17 protein-coding genes and 1 other annotated feature are annotated in these 20,130 nt (G+C 40.8%); of the genes, 3 read left to right on the top strand and 14 right to left on the bottom strand.

The annotated features are described in order from the left end of the window. Window positions 1-83 precede the first annotated feature (83 nt). The 4 genes from M3600_RS05730 to M3600_RS05715 form a co-directional block, all read right to left on the bottom strand. Window positions 84-845 carry a tRNA threonylcarbamoyladenosine dehydratase gene (locus tag M3600_RS05730; protein WP_233313041.1) on the bottom strand — a complete coding sequence of 254 codons (762 nt, stop codon included), beginning with the start codon at window positions 843-845 and terminating at the stop codon, window positions 84-86. A 176-nt stretch (window positions 846-1,021) separates the two neighbouring features. Further along, window positions 1,022-2,800, bottom strand: a complete 1,779-nt coding sequence (aspS, locus tag M3600_RS05725) for an aspartate--tRNA ligase (RefSeq protein WP_237941741.1) — start codon at window positions 2,798-2,800, stop codon at window positions 1,022-1,024. A 35-nt stretch (window positions 2,801-2,835) separates the two neighbouring features. Continuing rightward, entirely contained in the window at window positions 2,836-4,110 is a 1,275-nt protein-coding gene (gene hisS, locus M3600_RS05720) for a histidine--tRNA ligase (RefSeq protein WP_237941742.1), read from the bottom strand. Window positions 4,111-4,209: 99 nt separating this feature from the next. Then, window positions 4,210-4,459, bottom strand: a binding site (T-box leader). A 64-nt stretch (window positions 4,460-4,523) separates the two neighbouring features. Next, complete coding sequence (locus tag M3600_RS05715) at window positions 4,524-4,700, bottom strand: hypothetical protein (RefSeq protein ID WP_233313038.1); 177 nt, start codon at window positions 4,698-4,700, stop codon at window positions 4,524-4,526. A gap of 196 nt (window positions 4,701-4,896) precedes the next feature. Here M3600_RS05715 and M3600_RS05710 point away from each other — a divergent pair, with 196 nt between their 5' ends. Next, window positions 4,897-6,432, top strand: a complete 1,536-nt coding sequence (locus M3600_RS05710; RefSeq protein WP_233313037.1) for an N-acetylmuramoyl-L-alanine amidase family protein — start codon at window positions 4,897-4,899, stop codon at window positions 6,430-6,432. 32 nt (window positions 6,433-6,464) lie between these two features. On the opposite strand, the gene dtd is transcribed toward M3600_RS05710, so the two are convergent. The 7 genes from dtd to M3600_RS05675 form a co-directional block, all read right to left on the bottom strand. Further along, the gene (gene dtd, locus M3600_RS05705; protein WP_233313036.1) at window positions 6,465-6,905 is read right to left on the bottom strand and encodes a D-aminoacyl-tRNA deacylase; all 441 of its coding nucleotides are present in this window, start codon (window positions 6,903-6,905) and stop codon (window positions 6,465-6,467) included. Window positions 6,906-6,916: 11 nt separating this feature from the next. Next, on the bottom strand, window positions 6,917-9,112 hold the full coding sequence (locus M3600_RS05700) for a RelA/SpoT family protein (protein WP_233313035.1): 2,196 nt from the start codon (window positions 9,110-9,112) through the stop codon (window positions 6,917-6,919). A 286-nt stretch (window positions 9,113-9,398) separates the two neighbouring features. Next, entirely contained in the window at window positions 9,399-9,911 is a 513-nt protein-coding gene (locus tag M3600_RS05695; RefSeq protein ID WP_233313034.1) for an adenine phosphoribosyltransferase, read from the bottom strand. Beyond that, window positions 9,902-12,265 carry a single-stranded-DNA-specific exonuclease RecJ gene (gene recJ / locus M3600_RS05690; RefSeq protein WP_251644897.1) on the bottom strand — a complete coding sequence of 788 codons (2,364 nt, stop codon included), beginning with the start codon at window positions 12,263-12,265 and terminating at the stop codon, window positions 9,902-9,904. The genes M3600_RS05695 and recJ overlap by 10 nt, the downstream gene beginning before the upstream one ends. Before the next feature lie 132 nt (window positions 12,266-12,397). Next, a complete protein-coding gene (locus M3600_RS05685; protein ID WP_251644896.1) occupies window positions 12,398-12,721 on the bottom strand; it encodes a LapA family protein in 324 nt (107 codons plus the stop codon). Between the two features lie 104 nt (window positions 12,722-12,825). After that, on the bottom strand, window positions 12,826-15,072 hold the full coding sequence (gene secDF / locus M3600_RS05680; protein WP_251644895.1) for a protein translocase subunit SecDF: 2,247 nt from the start codon (window positions 15,070-15,072) through the stop codon (window positions 12,826-12,828). 250 nt (window positions 15,073-15,322) lie between these two features. After that, on the bottom strand, window positions 15,323-15,622 hold the full coding sequence (locus M3600_RS05675) for a post-transcriptional regulator (RefSeq protein ID WP_233313030.1): 300 nt from the start codon (window positions 15,620-15,622) through the stop codon (window positions 15,323-15,325). Window positions 15,623-15,828: 206 nt separating this feature from the next. On the opposite strand from M3600_RS05675, the gene spoVB reads away from it, so the two are divergent. After that, complete coding sequence (gene spoVB, locus M3600_RS05670) at window positions 15,829-17,379, top strand: stage V sporulation protein B (protein ID WP_233313029.1); 1,551 nt, start codon at window positions 15,829-15,831, stop codon at window positions 17,377-17,379. A 21-nt stretch (window positions 17,380-17,400) separates the two neighbouring features. Here spoVB and M3600_RS05665 read toward each other — a convergent pair whose 3' ends face one another. Then, window positions 17,401-18,045, bottom strand: coding sequence for a DUF421 domain-containing protein (locus tag M3600_RS05665; RefSeq protein WP_233313028.1), 645 nt, complete (start codon window positions 18,043-18,045; stop codon window positions 17,401-17,403). Between the two features lie 187 nt (window positions 18,046-18,232). On the opposite strand from M3600_RS05665, the gene M3600_RS05660 reads away from it, so the two are divergent. Further along, on the top strand, window positions 18,233-18,610 hold the full coding sequence (locus M3600_RS05660) for a TIGR04086 family membrane protein (protein ID WP_233314698.1): 378 nt from the start codon (window positions 18,233-18,235) through the stop codon (window positions 18,608-18,610). Window positions 18,611-18,669: 59 nt separating this feature from the next. Here M3600_RS05660 and yajC read toward each other — a convergent pair whose 3' ends face one another. Beyond that, window positions 18,670-18,954 (bottom strand): preprotein translocase subunit YajC, encoded by a 285-nt coding sequence (gene yajC / locus M3600_RS05655; protein WP_233313027.1) that lies wholly within the window; start codon window positions 18,952-18,954, stop codon window positions 18,670-18,672. A gap of 28 nt (window positions 18,955-18,982) precedes the next feature. Further along, window positions 18,983-20,122 carry a tRNA guanosine(34) transglycosylase Tgt gene (tgt, locus tag M3600_RS05650; RefSeq protein ID WP_233313026.1) on the bottom strand — a complete coding sequence of 380 codons (1,140 nt, stop codon included), beginning with the start codon at window positions 20,120-20,122 and terminating at the stop codon, window positions 18,983-18,985. Window positions 20,123-20,130: the final 8 nt, after the last annotated feature.

Here is a 20,130-nt window from a genome sequence, read left to right as displayed (position 1 = left end):
CAATAGGTTATTTGTAAATTTAAACCAGTATTTTTACTCTAAAAAAAGATCCTAGGCCGATAGCCTAGGATCTTTCGTTTATATTAGTCATTTACACGCTTAATTTTAATGTCCCCCAGTAATTCCTTCACCACATGGCTTGCCATAATTAAACCGGCAACAGATGGAACAAAGGCATTGGAAGAAGGCGGCATTTTTGCCTTGCGAATCGGTGCATCTTCTTTCCCAACCACTTTGCGGACATCTTCTCTGATAACGATCGGGCTTTCATCTGAAAAGACTACTTTAATTCCTTTACGGATTCCCTCTTTTCGCAGACGAAGACGAATAACTTTAGCAATTGGATCTGTATGTGTTTTGCTGATATCTGCAATTTGGAAACGAGTCGGATCCATCTTATTCGCTGCACCCATACTTGAAATAATAGGAATATTTCTTTGTAAACATTCCTTCATTAAGTGAATTTTATAGGAAATAGTATCAGATGCATCCACAACATAGTCCAAGCCGTATGCAAAGATTTCCTCATAAGTTTCTTCTGTATAAAACATTTTCAGTGCGATTACTTCACAATCTGGATTGATATCTGCAATGCGCTCTTTCATGATATCAACTTTCGGACGACCGACAGTTGACAATAATGCAATCACTTGGCGATTGACGTTGGTAATATCAACATCATCCTTGTCAATCAATATTAATTTTCCGACTCCTGAACGAGCCAGAGCTTCAGCAGAAAAGGAGCCGACCCCGCCAATTCCTAGCACTGCCACCGTGCTGTTTTTTAACTTTTCTAATCCATCTGTACCGATCGCTAATTCATTTCTTGAAAACTGGTGCAACATCTATTTCTTCAACTCCATTATTAGATTTACGTTAATAGGAATTATACATATGTTTTCTAGTATTATACTCTTAAACCCTTTTGTACTATAACATAAATTATTGACAGGTTCTAGCCCTTGTCCTCAGGACTGTTGACAGGAAAAAAAGGCTGTCACTTTTAGACAGCCCTCTTTTATCAGTCATTTTTTTTCGGTGATTTAAGTGCTAGATGCAAATCATCAAGCTGGCTTTGAGAAACCTCGCCTGGTGCATCTGTCAACAGACAGCTTGCACTTGCTGTTTTCGGGAATGCGATTGTATCACGCAGGTTTGTTCTGCCAGACAGAAGCATAATCAGTCTGTCTAAGCCGATTGCAATTCCGCCATGCGGAGGTGTTCCATATTCGAATGCTTCCAGCAGGAAACCAAATTGCTCATAAGCTTCTTCTTTAGAGAAACCAAGCAGTCCGAACATTTTTTCCTGAATATCTTTTTCGAAAATACGAAGTGATCCTCCGCCAAGCTCATAACCATTCAATACAATATCATACGCTTGTGCTTTAACTGCCTTAGGATTGGAATCGAGCAGTTCAATATCTTCTCGTTTTGGCATTGTGAACGGATGGTGAGCTGCATAGAAACGGTTCTCTTCTTCATCAAATTCAAACAACGGCCAGTCTGTCACCCATAGGAAGTTGAATTTCTCTGGGTCTATTAAGTTCAACTCTTTTGCTAATTTAAGGCGAAGTGCACCTAATGAGTCTGCAACAACGCTTGCTTTATCTGCAACAAACAGCAGCAGATCACCTGGTTCAATAGCAAGTGCTGCTTCAAACGCTTTTTGCTCTTCCTCTGAGATGAATTTTGCTATCGGACCTTTTAATCCATCCTCTTCTGCCTTCAACCATGCTAAGCCTTTCGCGCCATAAACTTTCACGAATTCTGTCAAAGCATCAATATCTTTACGAGAATATTTATCATTTGCTTGCTTCACATTAATTGCTTTTACTTGGCCGCCTGATTCAACAGCAGCTGCAAACACTTTAAAGCTGGAGTCTTTAACAATTTCAGACAGATCTGTAAGCTCCATTTCAAATCTTGTGTCTGGCTTATCCGATCCGTAGCGTGCCATTGCTTCATCATAAGGCATTCTTGGGAATGGTGAAGGAACATCGATTCCTTTCACTTCACGCATAATTGTCACCATCATGTTTTCCATCATTTTCATGATGTCTTCCTGACTTAAGAAGCTTGTTTCAATATCAAGCTGTGTAAATTCAGGCTGACGGTCTGCACGCAAGTCTTCATCACGGAAGCAGCGGGCAATTTGGTAATAGCGCTCAATTCCGCCTACCATCAGCAGCTGTTTGAAAAGCTGCGGAGACTGCGGCAATGCATAAAATTCATTTGGATGAACACGGCTTGGCACAAGATAATCCCTTGCTCCTTCAGGCGTGCTTTTTGTAAGGATTGGTGTTTCGATATCCAAGAAGCCTTCGCTGTCTAAATAATCTCTCATAATCTTTGTTACTTGATGACGCATTTTTAATGTTTCAAACATAACTGGTCTTCTGAAATCTAAATAGCGATATTTTAAGCGAACATCTTCTGCTACGTCTGTTTTATCAGAGATAGCAAACGGCGGTGTTTTTGCTTCGTTCAGAATGATAATTTCGTCTACAACAATCTCAATTTTACCTGTTTGCAGGTTTTCATTGATTGTTCCTTCCTGCCTTGCCACAACCGTTCCTTTAATATCTAGAACAAATTCATTTCTTACTTTTTCTGCAATTTCAATTGCTTCTTTATTTATTTCTGGATTAAACACGACTTGAACAATGCCAGTACGGTCACGCAAATCAATGAAAATAAGTCCTCCCAAATCACGGCGTTTTTGAACCCAGCCCTTTAAGCTGACTTTTTCGCCAATAGCCTTTTCTGTTACTTCACCACAAAAATACGTTCTTCCAAACATATTTCATCCTCCTTTTAGTTCCCTACTATTTATTTTTAATAGCTTTGAAAATCTTGCAGCGCTGCCGCTAATTCTTCCAGCTTCACTTGTTTTTGTTCACCAGTTTCCTGACTCTTCACATTAATCTTGTTTTCCTTCAGCTCATCCTCGCCTAAAATAGCGACAAATTTAGCTTGAAGGCGATCGGCAGCTTTAAATTGAGCTTTTACTTTTCTGTCCATATAATCTCTTTCAGCAGATAAGCCTGCTCTGCGCAAATCATTTAAAAGTCCGACCGTATAATCCTTTGCTTCTTCTCCCAATGCAACAAGATAACAATCGATTTTCTTCTCAACAGGCAATTCGATTCCTTCTGCTGTTAAGGCTGCAAGCAATCTTTCCAAGCTCATCGCAAACCCGATACCAGGTGCTTCCGGTCCGCCAAGCTCTTCTGTAAGCCCATTATAACGACCGCCTCCGCAAAGTGTCGTAATGGCTCCAAATCCTTCTGCCTCACTCATGATTTCAAATGCAGTGTGATTATAGTAATCCAAGCCTCTTACTAGATTTGAATCGACTACGAAAGGAATATTTAAGGCAGTTAAATATGCTTTCACTTTCTCAAAGTATTGTTTAGACTCTTCATTCAAGTAGTCTAGGATTGACGGTGCCGACTTCATTAACGGGTGATCATGATCTTTCTTACAATCCAAAATTCTCATTGGATTTTTTTCGAGACGGCTTTGGCAGTCACTGCAGAATTCGCCGATGCTTGGCTTAAAGTGGCCGATTAGTGCATCTCTGTGTGCAAGTCTGCTTTCTTTATCACCAAGACTGTTTACAACGAGCTTCAGCTTTGAAAGCCCAAGTGATTCATATACACTATAGGCAAGGGCCATTACTTCCGCATCAATCGCAGGATCCTTGCTGCCGATTGCCTCTACACCAAACTGGACGAATTGGCGAAAACGGCCTGCTTGTGGACGCTCATAACGGAACATTTGTCCTAAATAGAAAAGCTTAACTGGCTGTGATGGCAACCCGAACATTTTATTTTCTACAAAAGAACGAACGACAGAAGCAGTACCCTCTGGTCTGAGTGTCAGGCTTCTTTCTCCTCTGTCTTCAAATGTGTACATTTCCTTTGTGACAATATCTGTTGTATCTCCAACACTGCGCAAAAACAGCTCTGTATGCTCAAAGATAGGTGTTCTTATTTCGTTATATTGGAATCTGTCGCAAAGCTCTTTAATACGTGTTTCAATATATTGCCATTTTTCCACTGTGCCTGGCAGAATATCTTGCGTTCCTCTTGGAATATTTATTTGCATATTATTATCCTCCTGTATTGGCTTATGTATCGGAATTAGAGATGGGCAATTTTAAAAAAGCAAACAAAAAAATCCCGCCCCTTGTATATCAAGAAATATACAAGGGACGAGATTTTGGAATCCCGTGGTGCCACCCTAATTGAAGAAATGCATCTTTAAAGAAATGCATCTTCCACTTTGCAGTTAACGCCTGCTAACGTTTCATACCTAGTAATGTTAAAAAACATGTTCAGAAGAAAACCTACGGAGTGTTCGTTCATTAAGTCATCATGCAGAAATGCTTCCAGCCTTTGGCATTTCCTCTCTTTTCATGTGTATCCTAACTACTTTTCTCCCTCATTGGCTTTTTTAATTTATCCCTTATTATTTTATTAATAATAATAATAAGAGATGAATTGATTGTCAATAGCCCTTTAATATCTCCCAACCTGCTTTTTCAGTTTTCTTGCTTCGCCTACAGATAACCCAAACTCTGAAGCAAGCTCAACAGCTGTCGAGTTAGCTTCCTTTTCGATAAAATCATGAAAGTCCACACCGAGTAATTTCGAGCTTACATCATGGGTTTTTATGCTTTTTTCACCAAATCTCATTGTTTTCACCCTTTTTTCTTGTTAATTTCTATTATTATCCCCATGAGTTAAAAAATTTTTCATCATATGTTATATTTATTGTCTAAAATTGAAAAGAAAAAGAGAAAAGTTATCAAAGGAGATTGTATCTTGAAAGAGAAATGTATTAAAATGCAACTAACTATGCTCTTTCAAGGAAGGGAGGAGAAGCTATCAAATGATAAAGAAACAGCATATATGGATAATTCCCATTATGATGCTAATGCTGATTCCTGCAATCCAAGCTAAAGCGGAAAGCAGTCTATCTGTGCAATCGACGACAGTCCTTAATATAAGAGAAGGTCCTAGCCTTGATGATTCAATTATTGGGAAAATGGAAATAGGCACAAGCTATAAAGTGCTGACTGACAATGGGGACTGGCTGGAAATCGATTTAGGAAATGGTCAAGCCGGCTGGGTGGCAGCCTACTTAGTAACAAAGTCTGAAGGTTCGAGTAATGATGCTCCCAATACGCAAACAGACAGCGTCACAGCTTCAGAAGGAACCATTTCTGAAAATGGATTAAGACTGCGCAAAGGACCTGGAACCGAGTATCAGGTTATCACAACACTCAGCAAAGATACTCCTGTCACCATTCTTTCAAATGAAGGAGACTGGGCTGAAATCCAAACAGCGCTCGGAACAGGCTGGGTTAACAGCCAATATATTATCGGCGGCGCGCAAAACACTTCAGACACAACGGACGTCTCACAAACAGACGGCCAAACTGCGATTGTAGCTGACGATGATATAAACGTTCGTGACACAGCTTCTTTGAATGGAGTAGTCATTGGCAAGCTGGCAAAAGGAACGGTAATACATATAGTAGCAGAGGATGGAGATTGGGCTAAAATCCAATTTTCAGGCAATACTGGCTGGGTGTCTAAAACCTTGCTGACTGAGGACAGCGAGGTAGAAAACATTTCTGCAAAACCAATTGATGCATCTGTTACTATTCTTCATGATGGGACAAACATTCGGAGTGAAGCATCCGTACAAGCCTCAGTCTTAAGTATTGCAAGTGAAGGGGATTCCTTTAAAGCAACAGAAGAGATTGGCGACTGGTATAAAATTGAGCTGACAGACGGTCAAGCCGGCTATGTAGCCAGCTGGATAGTGTCAGAATCTGCTGAAAAGCAAACAGCACCTTCCTCACAAGACAGTAACAAAACAGGCGACTTAAAAGGAAAAACAATTGTCATCGATCCTGGTCATGGCGGTAAAGACAGCGGAACGATCGGAGCTGTCGGCACATTGGAAAAAACGCTGACAATCCGAACAGCTAACCTTCTTGCTGAAAAACTGCAGGCTGCTGGCAGCAATGTGGTGATGACAAGACAGAATGACTTTTTTATCTCGTTGCAGGACCGTGTCAATATGAGCAGCTTCTATAAAGCTGACGCCTTTATCAGCATCCATTATGACAGCATAAAGGACAGCAGCGTCCGAGGGATGACAAGCTATTATTACAGCTCTTCCCAAAAGGAGCTTGCCAACAGTCTGCATGAAAACATTATTGAAGCAACCCAATTAAAGGACAGAGGTGTAAGGAAGAACGATTATTTTGTTCTTAGAGAAAACACACAACCAGCAACGCTTTTAGAGCTTGGTTATTTAAGCAACCAGCAAGAAGAGGCGCTTGTTTCGTCCCAAAAATACCAGGAGACAGTTTCCGCAGCCATTTATGAAGGGCTCGAAAGCTATTTCCAATAATAAAAAGAACCGTTCCAATCGGAACGGTTCTTTTATTTGCTTTCGAGTATAAGAGTAACAGGGCCATCATTCACCAATGAGACATCCATCATGGCACCGAAAACACCTGTCTCCACATGCAAGCCCTTTTCCCTCAGCATAAGATTAAATTGATCGTATAGATTTACTGCATAATCCGGTTTGGCGGCATTCATAAAGTTCGGCCGTCTCCCTTTTCGCGTATCTCCATACAGAGTAAACTGGGAAACAGACAAAATAGCGCCTTCAACCTCCATTATGCTGTGATTCATTTTCCCATCCTCATCATCAAAAATTCGCAGATGGGCAATTTTATCTACAAGCTTGGCTGCATCCTCTGCTGTGTCATCATGTGTGACGCCAACGAGGAGCATATAGCCCTTATCAATTTGTCCAACGGTTTTCCCGTCGACTTCCACTTTTGCTTCTTTCACTCTTTGCAACACAATACGCATACCGTTTCTCCTTAGTTCATGATTCTACGTACAGAATAGACATCAGGTATCTGCTTAATCCGCTCCACCACTTTATGGAGGTGATTGACATTCAGAATGAGAATAGACATCGTGATGGTTGCCATTTTATTGCGGTCAGATTTGCCTGAAACAGCAGAAATATTCGTTTGCGATTCGTTAACTGCCTGAAGAACCTCATTTAAAAGGCCTCTTCTGTCATATCCGCTTATCTCAATTTCCACATTATATTCTTTCCGATCATTCAGCGCTGTTTCCCATTCAACAGGAATCAGTCTTGCTTTTGCATCCTCGGTATCGATATTAGTACAATCTGAGCGGTGAACAGAAACGCCTCGTCCTTTTGTAATGAAGCCGACAATCTCATCGCCTGGCACTGGGTTACAGCAGCGTGACAGCCTGATTAGCAGGTTGTCAATCCCGGTTACCCGCACTCCAGAAGCACGTTTTTTCGCACTAGGAAATGACTTTAATTCAGCAACAGCATTAGATATTGTTGCAGACTGCTCCGCATCACGCTTCTTGCGCCATTTCTCTGTAAGGCGGTTGGCGACTTGAAGGGCTGTTATGCCATTGTAACCGACAGCAGCATACATATCCTCTTCACCAACAAAATTGAACTTCTCAAGCACTGTCTTAATATTATCAGGGGTAAGAATTTCCTTCAGATCAAACTCCATATTGCGGATTTCTTTCTCGACAAGCTCCTTGCCCTTTTCCACGTTCTCCTCTTTGCGCTGCTTTTTGAAGAACTGCCTGATTTTATTTTTTGCTTGTGAGGTTTGTGCAATCTTGATCCAGTCTTGGCTAGGACCATATGAATGCTTGCTTGTATGAATTTCGACGATATCGCCAGTCTTTAACTTATAATCAAGTGTAACCATCTTGCCGTTAACCTTGGCACCAATTGTTTTATTACCGATTTCCGAGTGAATTCGATAAGCAAAGTCAATCGGAACGGAGCCTGAAGGCAACTCAAATACATCGCCTTTTGGGGTAAACACAAATACCATATCGGAAAACAAATCGATTTTCAGACTTTCCATAAACTCCTCGGCATTAATACTGTCTTCCTGGAAGTCGAGAATTTCTCTAAACCATGACAGCTTCTCTTCAAAGGAGGAGCCTTCATCAACTGTTTTTCCTTCTTTATATGCCCAGTGTGCGGCAATCCCGAACTCTGCAATTCGATGCATTTCTGTTGTGCGTATTTGCACTTCCAGCGGGTCACCCTTCGGCCCAATCACTGTTGTATGCAAGGATTGGTACATATTAGCTTTAGGCATCGCGATATAGTCTTTGAAGCGTCCTGGCATCGGCTTCCAGCGTGTATGAATAATTCCAAGCACGGCATAGCAGTCTTTGATGCTGTTTACCACAATGCGCACTGCCAAAAGATCATAAATCTCGTTGAACTGCTTGTTTTGTAGCACCATCTTGCGGTAAATGCTGTATATATGCTTTGGACGTCCCGAAATGTCAGATTGAATTTTTACTTCATCCGTGCCTTCCCGTATTTCGGAAACAACTTCTTCTAAATATTGTTCACGCTCAGCGCGCTTTTTCTTCATTAAGTTAACAATTCGATAATATTGCTGTGGATTCATATAACGTAGAGCTGTATCTTCAAGCTCCCATTTAATTGTAGATATCCCTAGTCTGTGGGCTAATGGAGCGAAAATCTCAAGCGTTTCATTTGAAATGCGGCGCTGCTTCTCTGCAGGAAGATGCTTTAGCGTTCGCATGTTATGAAGTCTGTCGGCAAGCTTAATCAGTATGACTCGTATATCCTGCGCCATTGCGACAAACATTTTGCGATGGTTCTCTGCTTGTTGTTCTTCATGGGATTTGTATTTGATTTTCCCTAGTTTCGTAACGCCGTCAACGAGCATGGCCACTTCATTGCTAAAGCTGTCACTAATATCCTCTAATGTGATATCGGTATCTTCAACAACATCATGGAGAAAACCTGCAGCAACAGTAGCCGGATCCATCTGCAAATCAGCAAGAATCCCTGCCACTTGAATAGGGTGGATTATATATGGCTCCCCAGATTTTCTATATTGTTCACGATGAGCATTTTGGGCAAAATCATAGGCTTTTTGTATGAATTTTGTATGCTCTTCGTTTAAATATCCTTTAGTCTTATCGATGACTTGTTCGGCGGTTAACACTTGATCATTCGCCATGTAATCACCTTTCATATTCCGAGTGTATTATTAGAATTTATCATAAGTTCGACTATTTATCTATCCCGCTATATGTTTTTCCTTATATTGCATCATGCAATTTTTAATAGAATTAAAACAATTTTAGAATGATTATTTCTATTATTAAAAAAAAGAGAGAGAATGTAAAGAGAATCCATGTAATTTTTTTGCAAAACATTAGAATTTTTGTCGAAAACAGTCGAAAGTTCCCGATGCTTTTTTATTGCAAAAAAAAAGAGCGCTATCACAGCGCTCTTCTTCGTTATTAATATTCCATCAATGTCAAAATATCATAGCCATCAAGGTTTTTGCGTCCTTCTAGGTAAGACAATTCAATCAAGAAGGCAATCCCAGCTACTACACCGCCCAATTCTTCTACAAGCTTGATTGTAGCCTCAATTGTGCCGCCTGTTGCAAGCAAGTCATCAGTAATTAGGACTCTTTGGCCAGGCTTAATTGCATCCTTATGGATTGTCAGCACATCCTTGCCGTACTCCAAGCCGTAAGAAACCTTGATTGTTTCTCTTGGCAGCTTTCCTTCTTTACGAACTGGCGCAAAGCCTACTCCTAATGAATAAGCAACAGGACAGCCGATGATAAAGCCGCGGGCTTCTGGTCCGACAACAATATCGATTTCCTTTTCTTTAGCGTACTCAACAATTTTATCTGTTGCGTATTTATATGCATCACCATTATCCATAAGTGTGGTAATATCTTTGAAACGAATGCCCGGTTTTGGCCAATCTTCCACAATTGTTACATACTGTTTTAAATCCATTCTTGCACTTCCTCCTCATTCTTAACGGATTTCTGAAGAATAAGATCAAACCAATTCTTTAACTGCTCATAAGACGAGTATATTAATTCATTTTCGAGCGAAAATTGTGCTTGTTTCTGTTGAAAAGAAGGAGACTCTGTTAAATCTCTTCTATTGCTATTCTTATTCAGCGTAATAAACCCATCCTTCATTGTAACAAAATTCAGCTCAAAAAACACCTTTGACATAAAAACAATTGTTTCTTTGCTCCAGCCTTGGCGTTTCGCAAGCTCTCCGCCGTACTTTTTAAGGTCAAAGCCATTTTGCTTTGCAAGAAAAGCGTAGTACCATTTAAAGTGATCCCTTGTCGGCATCGTGCTGAAAAAGTCGCTGTCCTGCTTAAAAAAGCTTGCATATATTCGTTCAGGGGCAGTGCTAGCTAACAATTGTTGAACGATATCTTTGCTATGCGGAAAGTCTGCCAGTACTAGTATGCGATTTTCGGTTTGGAAGGATGCTGCATCATCAAGATTTTCAATAATTTTATAATCAGAAATAGAATTAAGAGCCTCAGGTGTTGCCGAATCCTTGTGAAAGAAAATCCATGTTGCACTGTTGCCTGGTATGGCAGATGCGAGCTTCTCCAAATTTCTAATACCTCGGTAATCGAAAAGCTGCCAATGCTTTACAGCAATATCCTGAATAAATATTTGCGGCTTTTTTATATTATTCCATTCATTGATAGAAAGCTGTCCTAGTACAGACACCTTTGCACTTGGCGATATATGGTCATAAAGCTCGCCAATCCCAAACCCAATTCCATCAAGGCTTGTGTCTTCCTGCTGAAATTGCACCTTCAAATGATTCTGGTTAGCTCCAATCTTCCTTATAGTGCTTATCTCAACAGAATCCATCACAATCCGCGGCTTAGCATTATCGACACCAAATGGCGCAAGCAGCTGCATTTCCTCAATGGCTTGTAAATGCGCATCTTTAAGGTCAATCTCCATATCAACGGCTGTTAATGGAACTAAATCTTCAGGAACAAGCTTGTCAAAAGCGAGTTGGTTCAAGCGCTGACGAAGCTGATCCACATCCTCCAATGCAAGTGTCATCCCTGCTGCCATCGGATGTCCGCCGAAATGGGGAAGTATCTCTCTGCATGTAGACAGATTCTGGTATAAATCAAATCCGGCAATACTGCGTGCCGACCCCTTTGCAATAGCTTTTTCCTGATCAAAGCCTAGAACAATGGTAGGTCTGTAAAATTTCTCGACTAGCCTTGAAGCCACAATACCGACTACTCCCGGATTCCATCCCTCTTTACCGACGATAATCACCCGGTTTTCGGCCAACGGATACAGCGTCTCAACTTGTTCAATCGCTTCCTCCGTAATTTGGTTAACGATTGCCTGCCGTTCTTTATTTATCGCTTCCATCTCTTCTGCAAGAGATGCAGCAAGGTCTGGGTCAGCTGTTAAGAGCAGTTCAACGGCAGGGTCAGCACTGTCGAGCCGGCCAACAGCATTTATCCTAGGGGCAATCATAAATCCGATTGTTTCCTCATCTATCCCGCTTGCTTCTGTCTTCATCTGCTTCAGTAATGCCTGTAAGCCGATGTTAGCAGTCTGCTTCAACTTCTTGATTCCAAGTTTGGCGATAATCCGGTTTTCCCCTGTCAGTGATACAAGGTCGGCAATTGTCCCAATTGCAGCAAATTGCAGAAGATGCTCTGGGAGTTCGCCGTATAGCGCATGCGCAACTTTTAAAGCAACACCGACTCCGGCAAGCTCATGGAAAGGATACTCGCTCCCATCCAATCTTGGATGAATGATTGCTAGCGCATCTGGAAGAACTAATCCAGGCTCATGGTGGTCTGTCACGATATAGTCTATCCCTAGCTCTTTCGCCACATCTGCTTCCTTGACAGCAGCTATTCCCGTATCCACTGTAACAATCAGCTTAATGCCGATGCTTGCTGCATATCGAAATGCCCCTTCATTCGGTCCATAGCCTTCTGTAAAACGATTGGGTATATAAAATTGAACATCGGCGCCTAGATCCTCCAATGTTTTCATCATAACAGTGGTGCTTGTTACACCATCTGCGTCATAGTCGCCAAATATAAGGATTGGCTCTTGTTTATCGATGGCATCCTTTATGCGGTTTACTGCTATATCCATGCCCTTCATTAAAAATGGGTCATGAAACTCATCTATGCTGTATAAAAATGCTTTTGCCTTTTCAAGGCTATCATACCCTCTGTTTACGAGTAAACTTGCTACAAGAGGTGTGATTTTTAACTGGTCTGCAAGTATTGCAGCATTATCATTATTTTTCTTTTCTGTAATCCATCTAGATTTAGGATGAAGCATCTTATCACCTCAATCTATCATTATACAAGTATGAGTTAATCCTTTCAATGTTTGATAGTGGAAGAAACAGACTTTGATTACACACAAAAAAGCTTATGCCATTGCTGAGCATAAGCTTTTTTGTGTGTGAAATTATTTTGTTGGAGCAGTTATTGTCTCTACTCGTTCTGCCTCACCAGCTTGTACTGGTTCAAGCTCTTGCAGCCGCAATTGAAGTGACTCGTTTTCCTTAACTGCAGCCTTCCATTTTCTCTGCAACGAATAAATTTTTATCAAGCCAGCAGAGCCTATCATAAGTCCTCCCAGCAATACGGAGATTAGAATTACGAGAATGAGCGGCCATTCTCCTGTTCCAAATAAATAGTTCACTGTAACAGAATCAACATTTATCACAGCAAAAACAGCTACTATAAGTGCAAAAACAATGCCAAATAAAAAGTTCCATTGGATTTTCATAAGCTACCTCCAATACTAAGTCCTTCCCTATAACTTTCCCATAATATGCAGGTATTAAACTAAAAAGACAGGTCCTTCAATCAAGGACCTGTCTTAAATCAAACTTATACTTGCGGCTCATCTGAACTTACACGTTTTTCTTTAACCGTAATTAGAACGCCTTTTTTCTTAAGCTCTTTTTTCTTCCATACAAACCATAACTGGGATGCGATAAAGATAGAAGAGTATGCACCGCCAATTAAACCAATCAATAAAGCTAATGAGAAGTTTCGGATTGACTCGCTTCCAAAAATCAACAAAGCAATTACACAGATAACAACTGTGAGAACTGTATTGAGGGAGCGTGTAAATGTTTGGCGGATACTTGTATTGATAATATCTTTGATTTCCTTCGCAGTCGTAATTCTTTTCTTTTTCACAAGGTTTTCGCGGATACGGTCGAACGTAACAATCGTGTCGTTAATAGAATACCCGACAATCGTAAGTACTGCCGCGATAAATGTAATATCAACTTCAAGCCTTGTAAAGCTGAAGATGACAATGATAAAGAATGCATCATGAAGCAGGGCGATAATAGCTGCTAATGCCATATATATTTCAAAACGGATTGTTACATAAAGTATTATCCCTAGTGATGCTAAAATGATGGCATAGAACGCATTTTTGGCCAGCTCTTTTCCGACTGTAGGTGATACGGTGCTGACATTCGGATCGGAGCCGTATTTATCATGCAGAGTCGTTTTCAGTTCTGCGACTTTGCTTTGACTCATATCCCCTTTTATGCGGATTGCAGCTCTGTCATTATTTTCACCAGAAATAGTGATATCATCTGCTGTAATGCCGAGAGCATCCATATCTGCTTGAACCGCTTCTGTTGTCAATGGTTTCTCAGAGCTTATTTCCACCCGTGAACCGGCTGCAAAGTCGATGCCAAGGTTAAGTCTAAACACAGCAATAACAATGATACCTACAACAACAAGAACGCTTGATATTCCAAAGAATACGTTTTTGTATTTTACAAAGTCAATACGGTCAAATTTCGTCGGCAATGTAAGTGTATCGTAGTTTTCGCCAATATGCTTAATATCCTTCTTATTGACACCAAACCATGACGGTCTCTTGTTGAATGCTTTGCTGTTAACAATAAGCCCAAGCAACAATCTTGTCCCATATACTGCCGTGATAAAGCTCACTAGAATACTGACAATCAGCAATGTCGCAAATCCTCTAACAGAGCTTGTACCATATGCAAATAAGATAACGGACGCAAGAATCGTTGTAAGGTTAGCATCAATAATGGTGGATATTGAGTTTTTGTTACCAGCTTGGTAAGCCGATTTCAGTGTTTTCCCTACTTTAAGTTCATCCTTAATCCGTTCATATGTGATGATATTGGCGTCAACCGCCATACCGACACCAAGTATTAGGGCGGCAATTCCCGGCAGTGTCAGTACCCCGTTAATTAAATCAATAACAAGCAGATTTAAGTATACGAATATAGACAGGGTGATGACTGCAATTAAGCCTGGCAAACGGTAGTAGAACAGCATAAATAAGAACACAAGTCCAACACCAACAATGCCGGCAAATACTGTTTCTTTAAGAGCCTGGTCACCAAACTGGGCTCCAACGCTTGTTGAATAAACCTCAGTCAGCTTAACAGGAAGAGCTCCCGCATCCAGAAGCTCAGCCAATGTCTTCGCTTCTTCAATCGTAAAGTTCCCTGTAATCGAAACGGTATCTGTGTTCAATACACTGCTTACCATTGGGTTAGACAGGAATTTAGGATCAGCTTTTGTTGCTTCTTCCGCATAGGAATCGCCTTCTTCATAATCGAGCCAGATGACAAGCGGATTTCCAAGCACTTCTGTCGTTACGTCCTTAAATTTCTCAGCATTCTTCAGCTTTAAGGAAACACTAGGTTTACCATATTCATCAAATACCTGTTCAGCTCCGCCTTGCACTAGGTCAGAACCATCCATCAGCTTTTTATCGTTAACATCACGGAACGACAGGTTCGCTTCTGTCGACAGCAATTCCCGTGCCTTATTCTGATCAGTTATGCCTGCTAGCTGTACACGGATGCGGTCCTTTCCTTCGATTTGAATGCTTGGCTCGCTGACACCGAGCACGTTGATTCGCTTATCTAAGGCTTGAGCCGTACTGTTAAGAATATCCGCATTAATCTTTTTCCCATCTATTGGTTCAACTTTATAAAGAACCTCAAAACCACCTTGGAGATCAAGACCAAGTTTAATATCCTTTAAAATATTATTTGTTGTTCCTCCCATCAATCCTGCAAAGACAACTACAATTAATAGGAAGGCAACTATTCTGCTCCGCTTTACCATTATGTATTTTTCCTCCTCGTTCTAAAAAGGCGTACATATGATTACACCTATTGACAAGCTTAAGCCATCCTGACAGCTTGACAGGACGGCAAGCACTATTCATTACAGAATTTGTTCATGAATTCTTCGTTAATTAAACATTTTCTTTCTATAATAAAACATTATGAAACAGTTTATGAGTGCTGTCAATTTGTACTAAAAATTATCGAACTTCTTCACAAAAAATTCACAAATGCTCTGTATGTAAAGGTTATTTTAGCAGCTCCTTTTTTTCCTCCTCTGAAAGCACAGAGAAATAGTCGTCTGCCTTGTAGGCTTCCACTGTGGCAAAATTCATGAAGTCTAATACTTTAACATTCATTACATCTTGAACAATTTCTGCAATCCTGTAGTCCGTTGAGGTTTTCTTCCACTTTTTCTTCGTTAAGAAGAACCATAGTTCGTTCTCATCTATAGTGTCATAGCCCAGTAGATGAAATTCCTCCAGCTTGCTCTTCAGCGCTGGCTTCACTTGATGGCGAAAATGATCATACAAATGCTCAGATGGCATCTTTCAAACAGCTCCTTTAACATGATGGTCCTTTTCCTCTTATCATAAACCTCTTACGTTTTTCATGATGAAAGGCAATAGTTCCTTTTCGATCCAATCTCTGCTTCTTTTCAAATTCCTTTATATACTTGTCATGCTTTGTCCACATGAATGCATATAGTTAATTGTATAGCATTATTCGTTATTTGAGAAGGCAGGGAAATAGAATGTCTAAGTTTTTGAAAGGCACCATTATACTGCTAGCAGCAGGACTGATCACTAGAGTTTTAGGTTTTATCAATCGCATCGTTATTGCCCGATTTATAGGGGAAGATGGAGTCGGGCTGTACATGATGGTATATCCCACACTCATTTTAGTCGTGACCATCACTCAACTTGGACTGCCTGTCGCCATTTCAAAAAACGTGGCAGAAGCATATGCGGAAGGGAATCAGCGCAAAGTCAAATCCATACTTGTCGTTTCTTTATCAACGACACTTGGACTTGCATTGGTTTTTACACCGCTTTTATATTTGCTTGCTCCATATTTGGCTGAAACATTATTTAATGACAGAAGAACACTAGTGCCAATGATGGCCATCGCACCGATTATTCCTGTCATCGCTGTCTCTTCTGTTCTAAGAGGATATTTCCAAGGGAAACAAACGATGAAGCCGGCAGCTGTTTCACAGGTAATTGAACAAGTTATCCGCATCACGTTAATAGCTGTTCTTACGAAAGCATTCTTGCCTATGGGAATTGAATATGCTGCTGCAGGAGCGATGCTCGCTGGGGTTATTGGAGAATTGGCTTCTCTTCTTTACTTGCTCGCCTCTTTCAAATGGAAAAAGAGCTTTTCCCTTCGAAACAAATTCTTGCAGTATATAGTGAAAGGGAAAACCACCTTTAACGAGCTTATGCAAATTGCCCTTCCTACTACAGGAAGCAGAATGATTGGGAGTATTGCATGGTTTTTAGAGCCTATTGTGGTGGCGCAAAGCTTGGCTATCGCTGGGCTTACTGCCGTCAATGCTACGAAGCAATACGGAGTGTTAACAGGATTTGCACTGCCTCTTTTGATGCTTCCTTCGTTTTTCACACAATCACTGTCCACATCGCTTGTTCCTGCCATAAGTGAAGCCAATGCCAGCAATCAAAAGCAAACGATAGATTATTTGCTGCAGCAAGCGTTAAGGTTTACGTTCATGACAGGCGGACTTGCTGTGATTGTGCTGTATGCATTGGCAGAGCCTTTAATGACCGTCATGTATGGCAGCACAAAGGGGACAACCTTTATTTTGCTGATGGCACCATTTTTTATCTTGAACTACTATCAAGGACCGCTTCAAGCAGCACTGCAGGCGCTTAACTTGGCAAGGGCTGCGATGATAAACAGTTTTATCGGAGCAGCTGTGAAAACAGCCGTTATTCTCCTTCTTGCCAGCAGGCCGGAGTTCGGTATTTACGGGGTAGCCATTGCTTTAATAGTCGGCTTTGTTCTCACAACATTGCTTCATTTCGCTACTATAACTAAATCTATAGGATTTTCTATTTATGTAAAAGATTACGCCAAAATGCTTGCTGTCATCTTTATTTCCGGCTATGCTGGAGCATTTCTGGCTAACTTAAGCTGGATAGACAGCCTTGTGTTAATGGTGGCAGCAGATACAATTATCATTAGCTTGTTGTACCTGATTTTGCTTTTTGTTTTTAAGCTCATTAAAAAAGAAGATATTAGACGGATTCCGTGGATCGGTCCCATATTGACAGGAAAATGAGGATAGAGTCTTGACTCTGCCTCATTTTTCGTCAAAATAATCAATATAAAATTTATCATCCTGGAAACTGCAGAAGGATATCTTATCTATCTTTAGATGCCCCTGTTTCTTCAGCTCCTGCTGTAACCAGCCATGACTTTTTCCAATTTCTTTAAGACTTGCCTCTTGAATGACCCCATCGATTATTAAAGGAATGGTAACGCCTGATTTGTTCGGCTCCTTTTCGAAAACAGACAGCTTTCCAGACGTTTCTAATATCGCAAATTCAACATCAGCAACATTACGAACATCCTTCTCGCGAAGCTGCAGGAGTAAATCGTCCATATTGTAGCGCTGGGAACGCATTGCTTTTTCATCAATTTTCCCTTTATTGATAATGATGGTTGGTTTCCCGTCAATCAAATCTCTAATTTTTTTACTTTTAAGGGAAAGAGCTGCCAGACCAATCTGAATCAGAAGCAGAATAAATATTGGCAAAATAGTAGGAACTAGCTCTGTTTTAATATCTTCAATCGCAGCAACAGCAATTTCTGCAATCATAATATATACAACTAAGTCAAGAATGCTTAACTCCCCTATTTCCCGTTTACCCATCATGCGGAAAACGAGAACGATGATGGCATAAAGCAATAGAGTCCTCAGCAGAATGACAATATACTCCTCCATTATATTCCCTCCCAAAAGTATTTCTTTTCGAATAAACAACCTTTTTAGTTTCTTCTCGCCGATGATTTTTATGCGAAGTAATCAAATTCATGATTCTATTTAGGACAGTTGGCGAATATGCTTGTACTAGTATGAAACTCCAAGATTTCTCATTAAAAAAGAAAATGGTTGAAAGGAGAGGTTTAAGATCGAAGAAAGCAAAAATGTCGGCAGTGCTGTATTATATGGCCTGATAGCGATCTTTACCCTATTTATTACAAGCAGCATTGTCTTTTCCTTGCTGCTGAGATTCACTTCCCTTCAGGAAGCATCCTTGCAATACATAATCACTGCTGTGTCGTTTATTACTTTGTTTGCAGGAGGGTTTATATCTGGTGGGAAAGGTAAGCAAAAGGGCTGGTTTCTCGGGGGGATAACAGGCTTGATTTATTTCCTGATAGTGTTCTTGTTCAGCTTTTTAGGCTTGGATCAGCTCTTTACTTTCGAGCAGTTCATTTACCATGTTTGCTATACGCTGATCGCGATGATGGGCGGCATATTAGGAGTTAATCTTTCGAAATCTTAATGGAGAATAACTTTACATTAAAAAAAGCTGGCAGCAAAACTTGCTTCCAGCTTTTTGTATTATGCTTTGTCCAGGACAGTGCTGGAAGATTCCAGAACTTCACGAACTGCATTGCGGTCAAAAGTCAGACGGCTTCCGTCTGGAGACTTAAGAACAACAGTGCCTTCATCGATTGCATCGACTGTGCCATGAAGTCCGCCAATCGTGACAATCTTGTCCCCTTTTTTCAAATCACTCTGCATTTGCCTTACCGCTTTTTGACGCTTTTGCTGCGGACGGATAAGCAAAAAGTAGAATAGAACAAACATTAAAATAAATGGTAGTAGCCCCATAATGTTTTGCATTCATTTCCCCTCCTTTCAAATTCTCTATTTAAAAGTTTCTAGCATTTGGCTTATTGAAGCCGTAGCGCTCGAAAAACTCTTCTTTGAAGTCCCCCAATCGATCTTCACGAATCGCTTGTCTGACATTCTCCATTAAGTTTAACAGAAAATAGAGATTATGGTAAGATGTAAGTCTTATTCCGAAAGTTTCATCACATCTGATTAAATGACGGATGTAAGCTCGGCTGTAGTTTTTGCATGTATAGCAGTCGCATTCCGGGTCAAGCGGCCCGAAATCTCTAGCATATTTTGCGTTTTTCACTACAAGTCTGCCCTCGCTTGTCATGCATGTGCCGTTGCGGGCAATGCGTGTCGGAAGAACACAGTCAAACATATCAATCCCTCTGATTGCCCCATCTATTAAGGAATCAGGTGAACCAACACCCATTAAGTAACGCGGCTTATTATCCGGCATTAATGGTGTTGTGAACTCAAGCACTCGGTTCATAACATCCTTCGGCTCGCCGACAGAAAGGCCGCCGACTGCATAGCCTGGGAAGTCTAAAGATACAAGATCTCTTGCACTCTGTTTGCGCAGCTCTTCATATTCTCCACCTTGGATGATTCCGAACAAGCCTTGGTCCTCTGGTCTGCCATGTGCTTTCAAACAACGCTCAGCCCATCTTGATGTACGCTCTACCGATGCTTTCATATAGTCATACTCTGCAGGATATGGCGGACATTCATCAAATGCCATCATAATGTCTGAACCTAACGCATTTTGGATTTCCATCGCTTTTTCAGGTGAAAGGAACAGCTTATCTCCATTTAGGTGATTTCTAAAATGAACTCCCTCTTCCTCAATTTTGCGGAAATCACTTAATGAGAACACTTGGAAACCGCCTGAATCAGTCAAAATCGCTTTGTCCCAATTCATGAATTTGTGCAGGCCTCCCGCCTCTTTCACAATTTCATGACCAGGGCGGAGCCATAAATGATACGTATTGCTCAAGATAATATTTGCACCCATAGTCTTCAAGTCTTCTGGCGCCATCGTTTTTACTGTCGCCAATGTACCGACAGGCATAAATGTAGGAGTTTCAAAGGAACCGTGCGGAGTGTGCACGATACCAAGCCTTGCTCCTGTTTGTTTACACGTCTTAATTAATTCATAACGTATTGCAGTCAATGTAAAAT

Source organism: Niallia sp. MER 6 (assembly GCF_023714395.1).
Classification (GTDB): Bacteria; Bacillota; Bacilli; order Bacillales; family Cytobacillaceae; genus Niallia.
This window is presented reverse-complemented; position numbering and strand designations above follow the sequence as displayed.